This window comes from Clostridium sp. DSM 8431 (assembly GCF_900116755.1).
Classification (GTDB): domain Bacteria; phylum Bacillota; class Clostridia; order Clostridiales; family Clostridiaceae; genus Clostridium.
Window position 1 is genome coordinate 1 of the sequence record NZ_FPBY01000026.1, and the last position, 20,985, is coordinate 20,985.

The window sequence follows — 20,985 nt, forward strand, 5'->3', positions numbered from 1 at the left end:
ACAGGGTAAACATCCTTATAAAATCAAGAATTTTAAAGGCCGTCCACCTATATTTGAATAGCTAGTTTTATTTATCACTCTATTTCATAATTGAGCCTCTTTTTTTGCTGTATTAAAATCAGTAACATATTAATAGCTTTAAAAACATAGATATGTATTAGTAGATAATGAATGTTATGTAAAGAGGTGAGCTTCATGTCTAAAATTTTAGATGTTGTAAATATAATAAATGGATTAAGTAGCAATGTTAAAATATTTTTGGCAATAGTAATTATTGCATTAGTTTTGACTAAGTTAACACCAGGAGAGAATAAAAGTTAAATTTTTATAGTAAAAAATAAAAAATGGAGTTGACATTCACTATTTTATGGAATGCACTTGTAAATATGGAAAACATAAACAATAAGTTTTAATTAAAGGAGGAAAGGAATATGTTTAATAAATATGCTTATTTAAGATTTAGATTTAATAGTAAATTTTTAATAAACATTAGTCCTACCTTTAAGGAGAATTTAAGTGATATTTTGAAATATTAAGGCTATGGACTATTGGTCCATGGCTTATTTTTATATTTAATTCAATTCTAGATAGAACTATTTATAAAAGATCATGGACTTATCCATGGTCTTTTATTATTTCTAAGTATTCATGTTTATTTAAGTTTAGTATTTAAGGAGGAAAAAGATGAAGAGAATTTCAAAGTACATTTTGGAATATAAAAAACGTATAGCAATAGGAAGTATAGCAATGCTTGTTATTATTCTTTTGGATTTATGTGTACCTTATCTTCAAAAGCAACTTCTAGATGAAGGAATTATTGGTCAAAACTCAGAAGTTGCGTATCCTATAATTGCAGCTATCTTTGGAATAACTATTTTAAAAGCAATATTAGGGTATGCAAAAGAAATCACTTATGATTTATCTAGTAGTGAAGTCCATGAAAAGATGAAAAATGATTTATTTTGTCATATTCAAACTCTAGAATTCAAATATTTCGATGATATGAATACTGGGGAACTTATGTCAAGAATAGGTGAAGATGCAGAAACTGTATGGGAGACCATAGGTTATGGACTTAGACTTTTTGTAGAAAATATAATTTATTTTGTACTATCAACAGCTATTTTATTAAGTTTAAGTTGGAAGCTTACATTCATATGTATTGTAGTTATGATTCCTATAGTATTTATGGGGCTTAAACTAGAAAAAAAGTTTGGAGAAAGCTATGGAAAGTTAAGTGATAATACAGCTAAGATAAATACTACAGCAGAAGAAAACTTAGCAGGTGTAAGACTTGTAAGATCTTTTGCAAGAGAAAAGTTTGAAATTAAGAAATTTATGAAATTAAATAAGGAATATTATGATTTAAATATGGAGCAGTCATCAATAATCGCAAGATACTTTCCTGCTATGGAGTTTTTAACTAATATTTCTCTTATAATGATGGTTGTGTTTGGTGGAGCCTTTGTTTTAAATGAGAAAATTACAATAGGTACACTTATAGCTTTTAGTGGTTATATATGGAATCTCATATGGCCTATGAGAAGCTTTGGAGAGCTTTTAAATCTAATATCTAGAAGTTCAGCTTCCTTAAAGAGAATATTTAAGATTATGGATAGAGAATCTGAAGTTAAAGAAGGTTCATATTCTCCAGAAAATATTAATGGAGATATAGAATTTAAAAATGTAACTTTTAAATATAATGAGGAAGAAATTCTTAAAAATTTAAATTTAAAGGTTCCTGCAGGAAGTACAGTAGCAGTTATGGGAACTACAGGTTCAGGTAAAACATCTCTTATTAATTTAATTGGAAGATACTATGATACATCAGAGGGTGAAGTTTTAGTAGATGGAGTTAATGTTAAAGAATACAATCTTAATACGTTAAGAAAAGGCATGAGCATAGTTCCACAAGATATATTCTTATTTTCAGATACCATTAAGAATAATATTAAATTTAGTAACAAGTCCTCTAGAGAAGATGAAGTGAAAGATGTATGCAAAAAGTCCTGTTGTATTGACTTTATTGAGAGGTTAGAAGATGGATTTGAAACTGAAATTGGAGAAAGGGGTATAGGCCTTTCAGGAGGACAGAAACAAAGAATATCTATTGGAAGAGCACTTTTAAGAAAAGCACCTATTTTAATATTAGATGATGCTACATCAGCACTGGATATGGAAACTGAACATAGTCTTTTAAATAACTTAAATAGTGATAAGAGAAGTTCTACAACCTTTATAATAGCTCATAGAATTTCAGCAGTTAAAAATGCAGATATTATACTTTATATAGAAAATGGAGAGATAAAAGAAAGTGGTACTCATGAAGAACTAATTAAGAAGAAAGGTTGCTACTTTAATATCTATAAGGAGCAATTTAAAGACTTTTGCGATTTAGAAAGAGGGGTGTCATAGACTATGGCGAGAAATACAATAAATAAAGATGAAAATAGTACAAGAAGAAGTAAGAAAGAATTGATTTCAAAGCTATATGTTTATTTGCGACCATATAACAAGGAATCAATTAAAGTAATTTTACTCATGTTATATGTAATGTTCTGTGGTGTATTAATTCCCTATCTTCTTGAAGTAGCCATTGATGATAAGGTTAAAAATAGAGATATACAGGGTCTAGTTATGATTGGTGTGATTTTAGTAGTAGCCAATATATTAGCCTTAGTAGCATCTGTTTTAAGGTGGAAAAAGATTTATAGCATAACTAATGGAATACTCCTTGATATAAGAAAAGAACTTTATTCATATATACAAAAGTTATCTTTTGATTTCTTTGATAATAGGCCAGTGGGTAAAATTTTAGCTAGGGTTGTTGGAGATGTAAATGCATTAAAGAATTTATTTGATCAAAGTATTCAAATGCTAATACCCCAGCTTTTAAATTTATTAATTTTATCAATTGCAATGCTTATGCAGAATATAAAATTAGGAGTAATATGTATATTAATCCTTCCTATATTAGCACTTGCTATGTTTTGTATAGAGATTTTTTCAAGAAGAAGATGGGAAGTTTACAGAAAGAAAAGATCAAATTTAAATGCTTTTACTCATGAAGAATTTTCAGGGGTAAAAGTAGTTCAATCCTTTGCTAATGAAGAAGATAAAATTAATGATTTTAGTAATCTTGTAAAAGAGCAGAAGAAATCATGGAATAAAGCAATAAGACTTAATGATACTTTTTGGCCTTTAGTCGAATTATCTTCTGGATTTTCAGCAGCTATAGTTTTTTTAGTAGGCTATAAATTGTCAGTTGCAGGAGAAATTGAAGTGGGAACATTAATTGCATTTTCTATGTATGCAGGAATGTTTTGGAGACCAATAATGAATCTTTCAAACTTTTATAATACCTTAGTCACTAATCTTTCAGCAGCAGATAGAATATTTGATGTCTTAGAAATTAAACCTACTATAACAGATATTAAAAATGCAGAGATTATGCCAAAGATAGAGGGAAATGTGGAATTTAAAGATGTATGCTTTGCTTATGAAGATGGAGATAAGGTTTTAAATAATGTAAGTTTTAAAGTAAAACCAGGAGAAAAGGTTGCCTTAGTAGGAGAAACAGGTGCAGGTAAGTCTACTATAGTATCTTTATTAAGTAGATTTTATGATGTTACTTCTGGAGAAATATTAGTTGATGGCAAAGATATAAGCAAAGTTAAACTAGAGTCTTATAGAAATCAAATGGGAATAATGCTTCAAGATACTTATCTATTTTCAACAAGTATTAAAGAAAATATAAGATATGGTCGTCTTGATGCTACTGATGAAGAAATAATTGAAGCAGCTAAAGCAGTTAATGCTCATGAGTTTATTATGAAACTTGAAGATGGATATGATTCAGAGGTAAATGAAAGAGGTTCAAGACTATCACTTGGTCAAAGACAGCTTATTTCTTTTGCTAGAGCATTACTTGCAGACCCAAGAATATTAATTCTTGATGAGGCAACTTCTAATATAGATACTCAAACTGAAAGATTAGTTCAAGGAGGCATAGAAAAACTTCTTAAAGGAAGAACTTCTTTTGTAATAGCTCATAGACTTTCTACTATAAGAGACTGCGATAAGATAATGGTTGTAAGAGATGGAAAAATAGTTGAAGTTGGAAGACATGAGGAATTAATTAAAAATAAGAAATATTATTATGATTTATATATGGCACAATATGAATTCTTAAATGAAGGTGCGTAAAAAATAGTTAAGGAGAGCAGCTAAGCAGAGGCTTTTAGCTACTCTTTTCTATTTATCACTTTATTTCGTAATTAAGCTTTTATTATTTTCCCTAATACTTTTCTATTTGAATAGTATTTCTTAATAATATATAATTTTAATAGTGTGAAAAATGAAAACAATATGATAAAGAGGAAGGGTAGTATATGGATAGAGGGAAATTTAACCCTAAGGATATAATATTTGCGTTAGATATTGGGACACGCTCTGTTATAGGAACTGTAGGGATTATTAGGGATAAAAAATTTGAAGTTATTTGTGAAAAGTATCAGGAACATGAAGAAAGGGCTATGGTAGATGGTCAGATACATGATATAAACTTAGTATCACAAGTAGTTGATAGTATAAAAAGAAAAATAGAAAAAGAAATAGGCTTTAAGCTTGAAGAAGTATCAATAGCAGCAGCAGGAAGATTTTTAAGAACTTGCGAAGCAAAGGCAGATATTGAGCTTAATGATGAGCAAGAGATAGATAAAGATATAATTAGAACCCTTGAACTTAGTGCAGTTAAAGAAGCTGAGGCAGAGGTTAATAAGAGTACAGAAGGAAAACTTTATTGTGTAGGTTATTCTGTTAAGGAATATTATTTAAATTCTTATGTTATTTCAAATCTTTTAGGTCATAAGGGGGAAATAGCAGGTGCAGATGTAATTGCAACATTTCTTCCAAGATCAGTAATAGACTCCTTATATACAGTAATGAATAAAGTAGGCTTAAAGGTAATGAATATGACCCTAGAACCAATTGCAGCTATTGAGGCGGCTGTTCCAAATAATTTAAGACTTTTAAATATAGCTTTAGTAGATATAGGAGCAGGAACATCAGATATTGCCATAAGTTCAAAACAAACAATAAGCTCTTATGGCATGGTTCCTATAGCTGGAGATGAAGTTACTGAAGTTATTGCACAGGAATACCTTGTAGACTTTAATGCAGCTGAAGAAATTAAAAGAAAAGTTAATGAAGGAAATGAAATAACTTATACAGATGTTTTGGGCTTTGAAAATAGTATTACACCTGAAGAGGTTTTTAAGCTTATTAATCCAGTTGTAAGTAAACTTGGAGAAGCTATTTCAAAAAAAATTACAGAACTAAATGGTGGGAAAGCTCCTTCAGCAGTATTTTTAGTTGGAGGGGGAGCTCATACACCAGGGCTTTTAGAAGAAGTAGCAAAGGATCTTTCAATGCCAGAGAAGAGAATTGGTATAAAGGACAGAAGTTCGGTATTAGAATGTGTTTCTGATAATTCCATAGGTTCTGCAGGAGTAACAGTCCTTGGAATAGCACTATGTGCAATAAGAAGTCTTGGAACTGACTTTATTGATGTTACTTTAAATGGTGAACCAGTAAGTTTATTTAATTCACATAAACATAATGTAATGGATGTTTTACTTCAAGCTGGTATTAATCCAAGCTTACTTATAGCTAAAACAGGTAAAAATATTAGATTTACTGTTAATGGAAGAAAAAGACTTGCTTTTGGAGAAATGGGAACTAATGCAGAAATAACTATAAACGGAGAAATGGCAGATATTGAAAGTGAAATTAATGAGCGCGATGAAATTGAAATAAAATATGCTCAAAATGGAAAAGATGCAGAAGCTAAGATAAGTGATTTCTTAAAGGATGTAATAACATTATCAGTATATGTTGATGATGAAATAGTTAATATTGAGCCTGTATGTATAATAAATGATGTAGTTAGCTCCATTGAAGAAAAGATTAAAGAAGGAGACGAAGTAAAAGTATTCCTTCCTAATAAGATAAGTGATTTTAAAAAGTATGTATTAAAGACAGAAAAGACTCTAGTTAATATTAATTATGATGAATTTGATGATGATTATAGAGTTTCAGAAGGAGAAAAATTATTTATAAAAACTGAGGTTGATGAAATAGCTGAAATAAAGGCTGAAGAAGAAAGATTAAAAAAGGAAGAAGCAAAAAAGGAAGCTGTTATAAATACAGTTAATGCAATTAAAGAATTTAATGAATTTAAGAAAGAAGTAGAAAAGGAAGCAGTAGCATCAGAAGAAGCTGCCCTAGAGAATCAATTTTCAGAAAAAAATGAAGTCTCAAAAGAGAACCAATCTTTAAAAGAAGATAAAGTTTTGGAAGAAAATGAAGCTATAAAAAATGATGATTCCTTTAAGGAAAAACAATCAGAAGATGGCATCACAGTAATTGTAAATGGTGAAAAGGTATATTTAAGCGGTAAAAAGTCATATATATTTGTAGATATATTTAATTTTATCGACTTTAACCTTGCTCTTCATGAAGGAAAGGCTGTTGTTACTGAATTAAATGGTAAAAAGGCAGGATATACAGATTTATTAAAAGAGGGCGATGAAATAAAAGTATATTGGGAATAATTAATTTGGAGGTAATTTTGATTAATTTTTTTAATGAAGCCAATAATATAAAGGATGAGCTCATTAGAATACGAAGAGATATTCATAAACATCCAGAACTAGGTTTTGAAGAAGAAAGAACATCAAAATTAATTAAAGATTTCTTAACTAATGAAAAAATTCCTTATATAGAAACTGCAATTACAGGTATTTGTGCAGTTATAAAAGGTGAACTAAAAGGAAAAGAAAAAGTAATAGCATTAAGAGCTGATATGGATGCACTTCCCTTAAAGGAAAAGAATGATATTTCTTATAAATCCATTTATGAAGGAAAGATGCATGCTTGTGGGCATGATGGACATGTAGCAATATTACTAGGAGCTGCTAAAATATTAAATAGTCATAAAAGTGAATTTTCTGGAATGGTTAAGTTATTTTTTGAACCAGCAGAAGAAACTATTGGAGGAGCTCCTATTATGATTGAAGATGGAGTTTTAGAAGACCCTAAAGTAGATATGGTTGTAGGCCTTCATGTTAATGAAGATGTAGAAACAGGGAAAATAATGGTTAAAAGCGGACCTGTTAATGCAGCTTCTAATCCTTTTAAAATAAAGATAAAGGGAAAAGGAGGACATGGAGCTTGCCCAGATTCTACTCATGATCCAATAGTTACAGCAGCCTCTATAGTAAATGAACTTCAGAAAATAGTAAGTAGAGAAATTCATCCTACAAATCCAGCAGTTATTACAGTTGCTACAATTCATTCTGGTACAGCGAAAAACATAATATCAGATGAAGCTGAAATTTCTGGTATAATAAGAACAGTAAATAGTTATGATAGAACATTTGCTAAAAAAAGATTAAAAGAAATTGCTTATGGGATTTGTAAAATTAATAGATGTGAGGCAGAAATAATAATAGATGAAGGATATCCAAATTTAATAAATAATGAAGAAGTAGTAAATAGAGTTATAAATGCAGCAAAGGAAGTTATCGGAGAAGAAAATATAAAAGAGCAGAAGGAACCTAGTATGGGAGTGGAAAGTTTTGCTTATTTTGCATTAGAGAGGCCATCAGCTTTTTATTATTTAGGCACAGGAAATAAACTTAAAGGCACAGATAAACCAGCCCATGGTAATTACTTTAATATTGATGAAGATGCTTTAAAAGTAGGCGTTGGAATTCAATGTACTATATGCTATGAATATTTGACAAGTAATTAGTTTAATATTAATCTATTATAATGAGGATGATATACCCAAGGATAAGACTAGGAGTTGATTATATTTGAGAATAGAAATTGGAAGCAATGAAGCAGGACAGAGATTAGATAAATTTTTAAGAAAGCTTCTAAAAGACGTACCATTAAGTGCAATATTTAAAGCCTTAAGAAAAGGTGATGTTAGAGTTAATGGTAAAAAGCAAAAGGAAAAATATATTTTACAAGAAGAGGATATAGTAGAAATAAAATATATACATACAAAGAAGGAAACAAAAGTTAATTTTACAAAGGTAGACCCAAGTGGATTAAGAATAGCATATGAAGATGAAAATGTTCTTGTTGTAGAAAAGTGGCCAGGAATATTAGTTCATCCAGATAGCAAAAAGAAAGACCCAACTTTAACAGATTATGCTCTTTCTTATTTATTTGCAAAGGGTGATTATCTTCCAGAAAATGAAGTTACTTTTACACCAGCCCCTTGCAATAGACTTGATAGAAATACTTCTGGTCTTGTTATATTTGGAAAAAATTTCGAGGCTTTAAGAACTTTAAATGAAGCTATAAGAGAAAATGAAGTTGAAAAATATTATAATACCTTAGTAAAAGGACGTATAAAAGACGGTCTTTATACAGGTTACATATTAAAAAATGAAGATGTTAACATATCAAAAATTTACGATAAGAAAATTCCTGGATCTAAGGAAATCTCTATGGAAGTTAAAACACTTAAGTCAAATGGTGCGTATTCTTTCTTAGAAATTCACTTGATTACAGGAAGAAGTCATCAAATTAGAGCCCATTTAGCTCACATGGGTAATCCATTAGTTGGAGATTATAAGTATGGAGATAGACAAAAGAATTCATTTTTTGAAAATAAGTATGGTTTAAATTATCAATATCTTTATGCTTATAAATTAATATTTAGAGAAGTAGGCGGTAAGCTAGAATATCTTAAAAATAAAACAATAACTGAATCATTACCTCCTATATTTAAAAAGATAAAACAAGATGTCTTTAAATTTTAAATTAGATAGGTGATGGAATAATGAGAGAAAAATCTTCGGCGGCAAAGGGGATGTTTATGCTCTCCCTAGCTGGCATGATGGTAAAGGTGATGTCGGTAGTATATACTCCCTTTCTTACAGTAATTTTAGGCGATGAAGGTTATGGAATATATTCAAAGACTACAGAAATATTTTTATTTGTTTATGCATTAAGCTGTATGGGAGCACAGCCAGCTGTAACTAAGGTTGTTGCAGAATATACAGCCCTTGATAACCCTAAGGGAGCAGTAAAAACTCTTAGAGTTGCAAGTAGGTTTTATGGATTCTTAGGAATTATATTAGCAAGCTTAATGATGCTTCTAGCAGTTCCTTTAAGTAAATTTGCAGAATCTCCTGATTCAGCATTAGGAATTAGAGTATTAGCACCATGTATAATCATAACATCTTTACTTGCAGTACTTAGAGGATTTATGCAAGGTAAAAATGATATGACAACAATTGCTGTATCACAGATAGCTGAACAAATCTTAAATGTAATAATTAGTTTATTATGTGCTTATATACTTATTCATAGTGGTATAGAATTTGGAAATGCAGGAGCTCAGGTAGGTACTTCTATTGGTGCATTATTTGCATGTTTCTATATTTTATATGTTTATGAAAGAAAGCATTATAGTAGAGAAGCTAATAAAGATATTGATGCAGATAAGAAACGAAGAAATAAACATATATTACAAAAGGTAATAAGATATTCAGTTCCTATAACTATTAGTGCTGGATTACAAAACTTTGGTGGTATTGTAGATATGCTTAATGTATCTAAGAGACTACTCGTAGCAGGCTTTACAAGTTCTGAGGCTAATACATTATATGGTCTTCTTGGAAAGTATAAAACTTTATATGGAGTGCCATTAGTTCTTATTACAGCAATAGGCACAACTGTTTTGCCATCTTTGGCAAAATCAATCGTATTAAAGGAAAGAAAAGAAGCAAAGCAAAAAATAAGTTATGCATTAAAAATGGCCTTTATGATAGCAATACCATCAGCTGTAGGGTTATCAATTTTAAGTAGAGAGGTTTACATTGCATTATATGGATCTGATAGAGGATCAACCTTAATGCTTTATGGTTCTGTAGTTTTAGTATTAATGTCAGTAACTCAGATACAGAGTACAGTTTTGCAGGGAATTAATAAACTTTACTATGTACTTGGGACCTTCTCAATTGGTATAGTTGTAAAGATTATTGTAAATTATATTTTAGTAGGAATTTATGATATTAATGTTTATGGTGTTATAGTTGGTAATTGTTTATGGCACTTAATTCCAGCAATCTTAAATCATAGAAAGATATGTTCTATTATGAAGATGAGAATGCCTATAATAAGATTAACAATAAAGCCTATAATAGCATCTTTAGCAATGACTATGCTAATTATGATATTAAAACAGCCATTAGAAGTAATATATAGATTTATTCCATTAACTAGAATTACAGCTATGATAGTAGTAGTTTTCCTTGTTGCGGCAGGAGGATTTGTTTATCTTTATGTAATGATAGTTCTTGGTGGTATAAGAAAGAGTGACATGGAATCAATTTCACCTAAGATTATAAGATTTATTCCAAGATTTATGAGAATTAAGTTAAAGTAAAGTATGTCAAAATGATTTTTGACATAAGTTAAAAATAAGAATTCAAATATTTGAAAAGGGCATGGCACTATTTTGTGCCATAGCCCTTTTTAATTATATTCTTGCTCTCCTAAAGTTCCGAGATAGGTAAAAATAGCAAATATTAAAAGAATGATAATTATATTTTTAAATAAGGTAAGATTACCTAAGAAGTTTTTAATTATAAGACTAAAAATAAAGTAAATTAGAACTGATAATAAAATGTAAATAACTATATTAGTCAATGATAATTGAATATCAATAGTCTTCTTAACTTCATAAAGATTAATAATTACACTTATTATAGAGGTTAATAGAAGAGTAATTACATAACCGTAAATATTTATCCAGGGTATGGAAGTGAAAATATATAAGCCTATAAGTTCTAATACAGCTATTATAAGAGAATTTCTTAATATTATTACCTGTTTATTTATTCCGTTTAATATACCATTCATAGTAACTGAAGGGAAAAATATTGGTGCAGTTAAAGCTGCATATTTAATATAATCACCTAAGTCATTTCTCTGATATAATATAAGTCCTAAATTATCTGGAATTAAAAAACATATAACTGAAGTTGCAAGTCCTAAAATAAATGCTATTTTCATTACTTTATGAATTCTACAGGATGCATCATAGTAGTTTCCCTTTATCATAGTTTGCGATAAGTCTGGAATCAAAAGGGTGTTTATAGATGCAACTACTATAAGAGGAATGCCTATAATCATCATAGCCATACCGGAAAACTTTCCAATCATAGATAAGGCTTCAATATGACTAAAACCTGCATTTACTAAGCATCTTGGCATAATTAAAGTTGAAAGTGTATTAAATATGTTGCTTAAAAATCCATTTAGAGTAAGAGGAAGACAGAGTACAAGTACATCAAATAAAAGCTGAGGTTTTCTTTCTGGTTTCTCATATGTTTTTGGAATTTTCCTTTTACAATATTTATAGTAAATAAATAAAAGACATAAACTTTGAAATTCACCAAGACATAGAGCTAAGTAACATAGTGTTACTAATAATGATAAGCTTTTAGCTGAAAATAAGTATATAAGTACTGCAGCCACTAAGACTCTTAATGCTTTCTCAAATATATCAATAATAGAAGGAATTATAATTTTAGATGTTCCCCAAAAGTATCCTTTTAGAATATTAGATAAAGCTATAAATACCATGGCAGGACATGTAACCTTTATTGCATCAATAGTTCTGGCATCGCTTATACCATATTCACCAATAATAGGCGCAAAAATAAATACAAGTACAGCAATAGAAATAGCCCAGATTAAGTTAAAGCATGCAGTTGTCTTCATTGTTCTTGATATATTATTGTGTTCATTTTTTTCCATATATACAGCAGCAATTTTCGATATGGCAGCAGAGATACCTGCAGACATCATACATATGAATAAATTATATATAGGCATAACTAAGTTATATAATCCCATACCTTCAGGTCCTAAAACATGAGAAAGATATATTGAAAAAATAAAACCTAATATTCCTGTAGTAATATTAGATGCCGTTAGTAAAAATGAATTTTTATAAAAATTATCTTTTTCCTTTTCCAAAGCTTGTTCACCCCTTTATTCTACAATTATTAATATTCAATATGTATAAAAAATAGAATTGATTTTCATATAGTAATCTTTAATAGAGAAATGTTGGTAAGGTTTAAGAAATTATATTTATGTCAATAATCTTGTATGAGGTGACTTGAAATGATTAAAGTAGATATTGAATACAAAAAATTAAAAGACCATGCTAATTCTCTATTAAAAAGAAATATTTATGCCAAAAGAAAGGTGGAGCTATGTCCTCATTGCAAATCAAGTGTGTACATAAAGTATGGAAAGTTTAATGGGATTCAGCGTTTTAAGTGCAAAGAATGTAAAAAGACTTTTTCTTCAGTAACTAATTCTGTTTGGAGCTATTCCAAAAAGAAACCATCTGATTGGTTTAAATTTTGTGAACTTATTTTAGAAAAGAAAGTATTAAGAGAGTGCGCAGAAATTTTGAATATAAATATCAATACAGCTTTTTTATGGAGACATAAGATCTTAGAATCTTTACAAAAAGTTCAAAGTGAAGTTGTGTTAAAAGGTAATGTACATATGATAAAAACTGATGTAAAAGAAAGCTTTAAAGGAAAGAAAAAAATAGAAACAAATAAAAGAGAAAAGATAATAGTTGTATCTGCAAATGGAGATATGGATACAATGCTTTCCCTTCCTTTATGTAAGAGAGTGTGGAACTTTAAGGAATTTGAGCTAAAGATTCTTCCTAGAATTAGTGAAGGCTCTAATATTGTGCCTTATGTTGATAGATATGTATATTTGGCTGCTAAGAAATATGGGGCAGGCTCAGATAAAGGTGTGCCAGCTAATAATGAGCTTATGCAAAACTTTAGGCTGATTTATAAAAACTGGTTTAAAAAATTTAAAGGTGTTGCCACTAAGTATCTGTCTCATTATCTTTCTTGGTTTTTAATATTCTTAAGAGAAAAAATATTTAATGAAATAGATTTTTTATATGAATTAATTGCAGAGTTCTAAGAGGGTAGGTATATTTTATATAAACTATACCAACATTTATTTATGAAAGAGTACTATATTTGACAATTCAATATCTATGGAATATTATTTTCGTGATTAAATAGACAAATCCTAACCTGAAGAAGTTAGGATTTGTAGCAAACACTAATTTTATTTTAAGTTTTCAGGATTTAAGCACTTAAGTTCATCTAATACAAATAAACCATCTTTTCTTATAAGTACATCATCAAAGTAGATTTCTCCACCACCATATTCAGGTCTTTGTATTAAAACAAGATCCCAGTGAAGTGCTGATTGATTTCCATTATAGGCATCATCATAACAGCATCCAGGAGTAAAGTGAATTGAACCTGCAATTTTTTCATCAAATAAAGTGTCTTTCATAGGTTCTAAAATAAAAGGATTTACCCCGATGGCAAATTCACCTACATATCTTGCACCTTCATCCATATCAAAAATGCTGTTTATTTTTTCTGTATCATTAGCTGTAGCATCTATGATTTTTCCATCTTTAAAAGTAAGTTTTATATTTTCGTAAGTAAAACCATCTTTTAAAGAAGGGGTATTATAACTTATAGTACCATTAATAGAATCTTTAACTGGTGCTGTATAAACTTCTCCATCAGGAATATTCATTTCACCTGCACATTTTATTACTGGTATATCTTTAATTGAAAAAGTTATATCTGTGTTTTTGGCTGTTAGACGTACTTTGTCTGTTCTGTTCATTAGGGCAACTAACTTTTCCATAGCTTTAGACATTTTAGAATAGTCTAGAGTACATACATTAAAATAGTAATCTTCAAAAGCATCAGTGCTCATATTAGAAGCTTGAGCCATTGAGTAATTAGGATATCTTAGTACTACCCATTTTGTTTGTGGGACTCTTATTTTTCCATGTACAGGTTCATTAAAATATCTACTATATAATGAAAGTTTTTCTGAAGGAACATCTGAAGTTTCTGATGAATTATTTCCTGCACGTACTCCAATATATGCATCCATATCTTTCATTCTTTCAGATTCATATTTTGCCATCATGTCAAGTTGTTCTTTAGAAGTATCCATAAATAATTCTCTGTTAATTTCATTATCTTTTAATGTTACAAAAGGAATTGCTTTAACTTTATAAGCTTCTTTTATTAATTCTTTTACTAAAGGTTTACAATCTCCAATACCTTCAATTAATACTTTTTCCCCTTCCTTTAAACGGCAAGAATAATTAATTAAATTATGTGCTAGTTTGGTATATCTTACATCTTTCATAAAATTTTCCTCCTTAGGGTTTTAATTATATATAGTATATCATTGTAAAGTTTATTTTCAAGGAGGTCTAAAAATAAAGGTGAATAAATATAAATTAAGTAAAGAAATAAAGGAGAGGAATATATGAAAAAGTGTCTTAAGATTATATTTAGTATTTTTCTAATTTTATTTTGTGCTATTTCTTTATATAAACTTTCAAATAAATATAATTTGAATATCTTAAAGAATAATATAGATTGCACTATAATTTCTAAGGGGTGTGAGAAAGCAAAATCTATAGCAAAAGATGATGACAATATATATATAGCTTTTTCTGATTGTATAAAGAGTATAGATAAAGAAGGGAAAGGAAAGGATGTATATGCGAATAAGGATATGGATATTGAAGATATAGTCTATTATAAAGGAAGTCTTATTTACATATCAGGAGATGGAGTTTATAAATTTTCTTTAGAGAGTGGCTTAGTAGAAAAAATTTCTTCAAATATACCTCTGTCTGGAAATAACATTAAAAGAAAACTTATTGTCAATTCGGAAACTCTTTATATAGCCATTGGTGCTGTAACTAATTCAGGAATTTCAGAAAATGAAATGTATGATTTATCACCTATTGAACTTATATTAAATGGAGTTAATTATGGCGAAGCTCCTACAGGTGCTTTTAAAAAGTATGGTGCCAAATCTCAAGAAAATGAAAAAGTTAAGGCATCCTCTGTGGGAAATGCATCAATATATTCACTTAATTTAAAAAATAATAGTATGAATCTTTATGCAAGTGGCATTAGAGGAATAAAAGGCATGGATTTTAATAGTAAAAATCAAATTCAAGCTATTTTTTCAGGAATGAATAATAAGGGACCTAGACCAGTTGAAAGAGACAGAGATTATATTTATAAAATAGAAGAAGGGGTATGGTATGGATGGCCTGATTATAGTGGTGGAGATCCTATTTTCTCCCCAAGGTTTAAAGGTGAAAAAATAATAAAACCACTTATTAAATCTATGAGTAATAAAGTGGTGCCAGCACCTATTTATCAAAGTAGTTCATTAGATGCTTTAAATGCTATGGCAATAGATAAAGGTGGAGTTGTTTTAGATAAGGATACTATTATTTTTTGGAATAAGGATAAAGAAAAAATTTGTACATTATCAGATCAAAATGTATATAAGGAGGTCTTAAAATTAAAAAGTGATAGTAACATTGAAAAAATATTATACACAAAGGAAGGTTTTATAATGCTTGATGAAGGCATTGGATGTGTATATAGTGTTCATAAAAAAATAGGAACATTAGGATTTAAAATTCCAGTGGTTATTACTTTCTTTATATTTATCTTAGCTATATCATTGTTAGCTATAGTTTTATATAAATTACTGAATAATAAAAAATAGATTTATAGCTGTAAGATTAGACTTTCTTACAGCTTCAAATAATTTTATGGAAAAATAATAAGGGGTGGTTATTAATGGGAAAGACTATATTTATTAATATGAATGATGTTAAAATAAAGGGTGATATACTAGATATGTCCAGTGAAAATTCAGGGATTATATACAATATTTCTAAAGATGTTGAAGAAGAAATCTGCGTAGACTATGTTACTTCTGAAAATAAAAGTGTATTAGATGAAAGAAAATATGATGCATGTACATTTGTATTTAATTTTAATAATATATTAGGAAATAGAAGGAAGGCAAAAGTTATAAAGGATGTAGTTAAATATCTAAAAGAAGATGGTGAAATATATGTATGGGATGTAAATAAGGAAGGTGGAAGATTTATTAATTATAAAATAAATATAGCACTTCCTCATGGGGAGATTAAAAAGGCAATTTTAAAAAATTACAATCCTATTGCAACTTGCAGCATTAATGAAATTAGAAAAATTCTTGAAAAGTACTGTGAAATTAGAGAAGCAAAAGTTTGGGAAGATGTTTTTTTTATTAAGGCAATTAAAAATAAGAGTCAACATAGGGAGGAACTAAAAAATGAAAATATTATTAACAGCAATAAACTCAAAGTACATTCATAGTAATCTTGCAGTAAGGTATCTTAGAGCATATACAAAGGATATGGATTATGAATGTGCTATTAAAGAATTTTCTATTAATGATAGGGAAGAACATATATTAGAAAGAATAATTGAAGAAAAACCAGATGTAGTAACTTTCTCTACTTATATATGGAATATAGAGATGGTAGAGAGGCTTTCTAAATTAATAAAGTTAGTAAATCCTTCAATTGAAATTCTTTTTGGAGGACCTGAGGTTTCTTATGATAGTATGCTCTTTCTTAAAGAAAATGTAGGTGACTATGTTATTGAAGGTGAAGGAGAAGTTACTTTTAGAGAATTTGTAGAATATAAGCAGGGTTTAAGAGAGATAAATACAGTAAGAGGGCTTTATTATAAAGAAAAGGATAATGTTTTATATAATGGCTCAAGACCTCCAATGTCCTTAGATGATGTTATATTTCCATATGAAGAAGATGAAGATTTAAGTAATAAGATAGTATATTATGAAAGCAGTAGAGGGTGTCCATTTAACTGTAAGTATTGCTTATCATCTACATCTCATGGAGTAAGATTTAGATCTATAGACAAAGTTTTAAAAGAACTGCAATTTTTCATAGATAAGAAGGTTAAGCTTGTTAAGTTTGTAGATAGAACATTTAATTGTAATACAAAACACTCAATGGCCATATGGAAGTATTTAATTGAGGCAGATACTAATACACATTTCCACTTTGAAATTTCTGCAGATATATTGAAAAATGAAGAAATAGATTTATTGAGAAAGGCACCTTTAGATAGATTCCAGTTTGAAGTTGGAGTTCAGACAACTAATGATGATGTATTAAGAAATATAAATAGATTTGTTAACTTTAGTGATATAAAAGATAAGGTATGTGAGTTATTATCAATAAAGAATATAAAACAGCATTTAGACTTAATTGCAGGACTTCCAGGAGAAGATTATGAATCTTTTAAGAAATCTTTTAATGATGTTCATAGTATTCAGCCAGAAGAAATACAATTGGGCTTTTTAAAATTATTAAAAGGATCAGCAATGAGAGAAGAAAGTGCTAAGTATGATATGAAATTTTCTCCATACCCTCCATATGAAATCTTATCTACAAACAAAATTTCATATAATGAGATACTAATTTTAAAGAAAGTAGAGGCTGTAGTCGATAAGTATTATAATAGCCAAAAATTTAATAATATATTAAAATATTTTTATAATAAATACAATAAACCATATAATTTTTTCTATGATTTGGGTATGTACTTTGAAAAGAAAGGATACTTTGATAAAAACATAGGAAATTCTGAATATTATAAAGTGTTTTTGGAATTTAATAAAGAAATATTAAAAAATGAGGATGAATATCTTAAAGATATTGTAAGATTTGACTACCTTACATTTAATAAAAAGCGTGGAATGCCTGAATTTTTAAGGTATGAAATTTCTAAAGAAGAGGAAAATATAATAAAGGAAAAGTATATTGGAATCTATTCTTTTAGAGAGTATAGTATTGAAAAATTCAGTATAGACATGGACAGATATATTAAAGACGGTGAAATTAGTGTTAAAGATACATATTATTTAATAGGAAATTTAGGTGAAAAAATATTAGTTTAAAACTAGTAGAGTGTTTACATTTTCTATTGAAAAAATAAAAATAAAAAATTACTAAAGTTTTTTTACAAAATTCGACTGATAAAATATGAAAAATAACTATAAAATAGTTGAAAAAGTATATTAATAGTGTATAATAAAATAGAATAAAAAGTAATGAATACTACATAAAGCATTATTATTTATTTTATTCTTGTTTTATATAAAAAATGTGTGGAATAAAGGTGGTGATATTTTTGGCATTAGATGCAATTAAAGAAATCAAAGATGCAGAAGCTAAAGCGGATGAAATGATAAATGCTGCTACAGTAGAAGCAAAGCAGATTGTAAACAATGCAACAGTGGAAGCTGCTCAAAAGTATGATGAAGCTGTTAGTAATGCAAAGAAGAAGTGTAAAGATATTCTAGACGCTGCCCTTGCTGAAGGTAATAAGGCTGCAGAGCCAATATTAGCTAAAGGTAAGGTGGATTCAGAAGGTATTTTAAATCTTTCTGAAGACAAAAAGAATAATGCTGTTAAATTAGTGGTTGAGAGGATAGTGAAAATGAATGGCAATAGTTAAGATGAATAAGTTCACCTTGCTAGGGTTTGAATCTCAAAAAGCAGAACTTCTAAAAAAACTTCAAGGTTTTGCAGAAGTAGAATTCATTAACTTACAAGACGAAAATGTTCTTGAAAAAAATGAAACGCTTATGGGTTTATCACAAGATAAATCTGGTTCAGAATTCGATGGGTGTGAAGACGAATTATCTATGGCTAGATCTGCTCTAGAATTCTTATCTAACTATGTTCCTCAAAAAACAGGCTTAAAGGCAATGAAGGAAGGCAAAAGAGAATTATCTTCAGCTGAACTTGAGCAAAAAGTTAAGTCAGTTAACTGGCATGCAATTTGTGAAAAGGTTAAGAGTAAAGAAGAAGAAATCTCTGAAGTTGAAAGTAAAATAACTAAGCTTGAAGGTATTATTGATACAATGAAGGCTTGGGAAGCTTTTGATGCATCTTTCGAAGATTTAGAATCTGTTAAATTACCTCATTATTTAGGAACTGTTCCTAAGCAATATGAGGAAGCTTTAAGTTCTGAATTTGCTAACTGCTACTTTGAAAAAATTTCTTCAGATAATCAAGATGTTAATTTCTTAATTATTTGTGGAAAAGAAGAGCAAGAGGAAGTTACAGAAAAGTTAAGAAGCTTTGGATTTAGTCAATTCAAAACAGATTTAACTGGTACTCCACTAAAAATCATTCATGAAAGTGGAAATGAAATTGAAAAGTTAAAATCTAAAAAATTCTTTATTAGTGAAGAATTATCCGCTTTAGAAGAAGATTATAAAACTCTAGAGCTAGTTAATGAATACTATGGCAATATGGTTTTAAGAAAATCTGCAGTAGATAATTTCTTAAAAACTGAAAATGTTATGGTTATTCAAGGATGGGTTCCAGCAGAAGAAAAAGAAAAGTTAAATGGAATTTTAAATGATGTACTTGGTAAAGATTATTACGTTGAGTATGAAGATGTTAAGGAAGATGAGATGGATATGGTTCCAACTAAGCTTAAAAATAATGCCCTTAACTCAGCTTTTGAAGATATCACTCAAATGTTCTCAGTACCAAGATATGATGATATAGATCCTACACCATTTGTAACACCATTCTACTTATTATTCTTTGGAATGATGATTGCAGATGTTGGTTATGGATTAGTGATGCTTATTGCAACTTTAGTAGCGTTAAAGGTATTTAAATTTGATGATTCTACTAAGAGATTTGTTAAATTCTTTTATTACTTAAGTTATCCATCAATTGGATTTGGTATTATTTACGGATCATTCTTTGGTGATATATTACAAAAGTTCTTAGGAATTAATCTGCCAAGAGTATTTGATCCTAACACAGATATTATGGCTATCTTAGTTCTTTCAGTTATATTTGGTGTTATTCAAATATTCTTTGGACTTGGAATTAAAGCCGCAGTTCTTATTAGAGCAGGAAAACCTAAAGATGCTTTCTATGATGTTGGTGCATGGGTAATTACTTTAATAGCAGTTGCAGTAGTTTTAGGTGGTTCAGCATTAGGATTACCAAGCTGGTCAAAAACAGTAGCTATTGCAGCAATGATATTTGGTATGGTAGTTATCGTACTTACAGGTGGTAGAGAAGAAAAATCAACAGGTGCAAGACTTGGTCAAGGTGCTTATGCACTATATGGTATAACAAACTACGTTGGAGATTTAGTATCATATACAAGACTTATGGCACTTGGATTATCAGGTGGATCCCTTGCAGGAGCATTTAATATGATATGTAGAGATATGTTACCACCAGGAATAGCAAGTATTTTATTCATACCAGTAATTCTTATATTTGGACATATATTTAACCTTGCATTATCATTGCTAGGTGCATATGTTCATACATGTAGATTACAATACGTAGAATATTTTGGAAAATTCTATGAAGGTGGCGGAAGAGCTTTCGCACCATTTAAAACACAAAATAAATTTATAAACGTGAAAAGAGATTAAGGAGGATTTTTACAATGGAAATGAATTGGGTACAATTTTTATTTGAAAACTATGGAGGACAAATACTAGGAGCATTAGCTATTGCATTAGCAGTTGGTTTATCAGGTATTGGATCAGCTAAGGGTGTTGGTTTAGCAGGTGAAGCTGTTTCAGGATTATTAACTGAACAACCAGAAAAATTCGGTAAAGCATTAATTCTTGAATTATTACCAGGTACACAAGGTTTATACGGATTCGTTGTTGGTCTTATGATTTTAACTCAATTAGGAAGTGATACTACATTAGCTCAAGGTATGTATTTATTATTTGCTGCACTTCCAATAGCTATCGCAGGTTTATTCTCAGGTATTGCTCAAGGTAGATGTGCTGCTTCATCAGTTCAAATCTTAGCTAAGAAGCCAGAACACAACACTAAAGGTATCGTATTAACTGCCATGGTTGAAACTTACGCATTATTAGGATTCGTTGTATCATTAATATTAGTAGTTAATCTATTCTAGG

16 protein-coding genes are annotated in these 20,985 nt (G+C 29.2%); 14 read left to right on the forward strand and 2 right to left on the reverse strand.

What is annotated here, in order from left to right; translation table 11 throughout:
- Positions 1–195: 195 nt before the first annotated feature.
- The 7 genes from BM384_RS18475 to BM384_RS04220 all read left to right on the forward strand — a co-directional run bounded on the left by BM384_RS18475 (position 196) and on the right by BM384_RS04220 (position 10,471).
- On the forward strand, positions 196–321 hold the full coding sequence (locus BM384_RS18475; RefSeq protein WP_278280893.1) for a hypothetical protein: 126 nt from the start codon (positions 196–198) through the stop codon (positions 319–321).
- A gap of 363 nt (positions 322–684) precedes the next feature.
- A complete protein-coding gene (locus BM384_RS04195) occupies positions 685–2,415 on the forward strand; it encodes an ABC transporter ATP-binding protein (protein ID WP_090011378.1) in 1,731 nt (576 codons plus the stop codon).
- A gap of 3 nt (positions 2,416–2,418) precedes the next feature.
- Positions 2,419–4,206, forward strand: coding sequence for an ABC transporter ATP-binding protein (locus BM384_RS04200; protein WP_090011381.1), 1,788 nt, complete (start codon positions 2,419–2,421; stop codon positions 4,204–4,206).
- Between the two features lie 185 nt (positions 4,207–4,391).
- Entirely contained in the window at positions 4,392–6,614 is a 2,223-nt protein-coding gene (locus tag BM384_RS04205; protein ID WP_090011383.1) for a cell division protein FtsA, read from the forward strand.
- A gap of 17 nt (positions 6,615–6,631) precedes the next feature.
- The gene (locus BM384_RS04210) at positions 6,632–7,816 is read left to right on the forward strand and encodes a M20 metallopeptidase family protein (RefSeq protein ID WP_090011385.1); all 1,185 of its coding nucleotides are present in this window, start codon (positions 6,632–6,634) and stop codon (positions 7,814–7,816) included.
- A 64-nt stretch (positions 7,817–7,880) separates the two neighbouring features.
- Positions 7,881–8,840 carry an RluA family pseudouridine synthase gene (locus BM384_RS04215; RefSeq protein WP_090011387.1) on the forward strand — a complete coding sequence of 320 codons (960 nt, stop codon included), beginning with the start codon at positions 7,881–7,883 and terminating at the stop codon, positions 8,838–8,840.
- A gap of 20 nt (positions 8,841–8,860) precedes the next feature.
- Entirely contained in the window at positions 8,861–10,471 is a 1,611-nt protein-coding gene (locus BM384_RS04220) for a putative polysaccharide biosynthesis protein (RefSeq protein WP_090011390.1), read from the forward strand.
- A gap of 89 nt (positions 10,472–10,560) precedes the next feature.
- Here the strand turns inward: BM384_RS04220 and spoVB are convergent, their stop codons facing one another.
- A complete protein-coding gene (gene spoVB / locus BM384_RS04225) occupies positions 10,561–12,069 on the reverse strand; it encodes a stage V sporulation protein B (protein ID WP_090011392.1) in 1,509 nt (502 codons plus the stop codon).
- A gap of 150 nt (positions 12,070–12,219) precedes the next feature.
- Here spoVB and BM384_RS04230 point away from each other — a divergent pair, with 150 nt between their 5' ends.
- Positions 12,220–13,053, forward strand: coding sequence for a transposase-like zinc-binding domain-containing protein (locus tag BM384_RS04230; protein WP_090011394.1), 834 nt, complete (start codon positions 12,220–12,222; stop codon positions 13,051–13,053).
- Positions 13,054–13,203: 150 nt separating this feature from the next.
- On the opposite strand, the gene BM384_RS04235 is transcribed toward BM384_RS04230, so the two are convergent.
- The gene (locus tag BM384_RS04235; RefSeq protein WP_090011396.1) at positions 13,204–14,319 is read right to left on the reverse strand and encodes an aminopeptidase; all 1,116 of its coding nucleotides are present in this window, start codon (positions 14,317–14,319) and stop codon (positions 13,204–13,206) included.
- Between the two features lie 123 nt (positions 14,320–14,442).
- Here BM384_RS04235 and BM384_RS04240 point away from each other — a divergent pair, with 123 nt between their 5' ends.
- The 6 genes from BM384_RS04240 to BM384_RS04265 all read left to right on the forward strand — a co-directional run bounded on the left by BM384_RS04240 (position 14,443) and on the right by BM384_RS04265 (position 20,984).
- The gene (locus tag BM384_RS04240; protein WP_090011398.1) at positions 14,443–15,711 is read left to right on the forward strand and encodes a hypothetical protein; all 1,269 of its coding nucleotides are present in this window, start codon (positions 14,443–14,445) and stop codon (positions 15,709–15,711) included.
- Positions 15,712–15,785: 74 nt separating this feature from the next.
- A complete protein-coding gene (locus BM384_RS04245) occupies positions 15,786–16,352 on the forward strand; it encodes a hypothetical protein (protein ID WP_090011400.1) in 567 nt (188 codons plus the stop codon).
- Positions 16,309–17,964 carry a B12-binding domain-containing radical SAM protein gene (locus BM384_RS04250; RefSeq protein ID WP_090011402.1) on the forward strand — a complete coding sequence of 552 codons (1,656 nt, stop codon included), beginning with the start codon at positions 16,309–16,311 and terminating at the stop codon, positions 17,962–17,964. The genes BM384_RS04245 and BM384_RS04250 overlap by 44 nt, the downstream gene beginning before the upstream one ends.
- A gap of 224 nt (positions 17,965–18,188) precedes the next feature.
- On the forward strand, positions 18,189–18,524 hold the full coding sequence (locus BM384_RS04255) for an ATPase (RefSeq protein WP_242945949.1): 336 nt from the start codon (positions 18,189–18,191) through the stop codon (positions 18,522–18,524).
- Position 18,525: 1 nt separating this feature from the next.
- Positions 18,526–20,484: a V-type ATP synthase subunit I gene (locus BM384_RS04260; RefSeq protein ID WP_347455051.1), complete on the forward strand. Its 1,959-nt coding sequence runs from the start codon at positions 18,526–18,528 to the stop codon at positions 20,482–20,484.
- A gap of 14 nt (positions 20,485–20,498) precedes the next feature.
- Positions 20,499–20,984 (forward strand): V-type ATP synthase subunit K, encoded by a 486-nt coding sequence (locus BM384_RS04265; protein ID WP_090011408.1) that lies wholly within the window; start codon positions 20,499–20,501, stop codon positions 20,982–20,984.
- Position 20,985 lies beyond the last annotated feature (1 nt).

Bases quoted from the DNA above. Each gene is read 5' to 3' on its own strand.
- BM384_RS04220 (WP_090011390.1), top strand. From the start codon at position 8,861: ATGAGAGAAAAATCTTCGGCGGCAAAGGGGATGTTTATGCTCTCCCTA.
- BM384_RS04230 (WP_090011394.1), top strand. From the start codon at position 12,220: ATGATTAAAGTAGATATTGAATACAAAAAATTAAAAGACCATGCTAAT.
- BM384_RS04205 (WP_090011383.1), top strand. From the start codon at position 4,392: ATGGATAGAGGGAAATTTAACCCTAAGGATATAATATTTGCGTTAGAT.
- BM384_RS04245 (WP_090011400.1), top strand. From the start codon at position 15,786: ATGGGAAAGACTATATTTATTAATATGAATGATGTTAAAATAAAGGGT.
- BM384_RS18475 (WP_278280893.1), top strand. From the start codon at position 196: ATGTCTAAAATTTTAGATGTTGTAAATATAATAAATGGATTAAGTAGC.
- BM384_RS04250 (WP_090011402.1), top strand. From the start codon at position 16,309: ATGAAAATATTATTAACAGCAATAAACTCAAAGTACATTCATAGTAAT.
- BM384_RS04200 (WP_090011381.1), top strand. From the start codon at position 2,419: ATGGCGAGAAATACAATAAATAAAGATGAAAATAGTACAAGAAGAAGT.
- BM384_RS04235 (WP_090011396.1), bottom strand. From the start codon at position 14,319: ATGAAAGATGTAAGATATACCAAACTAGCACATAATTTAATTAATTAT.
- BM384_RS04260 (WP_347455051.1), top strand. From the start codon at position 18,526: ATGAATAAGTTCACCTTGCTAGGGTTTGAATCTCAAAAAGCAGAACTT.
- BM384_RS04195 (WP_090011378.1), top strand. From the start codon at position 685: ATGAAGAGAATTTCAAAGTACATTTTGGAATATAAAAAACGTATAGCA.
- BM384_RS04265 (WP_090011408.1), top strand. From the start codon at position 20,499: ATGGAAATGAATTGGGTACAATTTTTATTTGAAAACTATGGAGGACAA.
- BM384_RS04240 (WP_090011398.1), top strand. From the start codon at position 14,443: ATGAAAAAGTGTCTTAAGATTATATTTAGTATTTTTCTAATTTTATTT.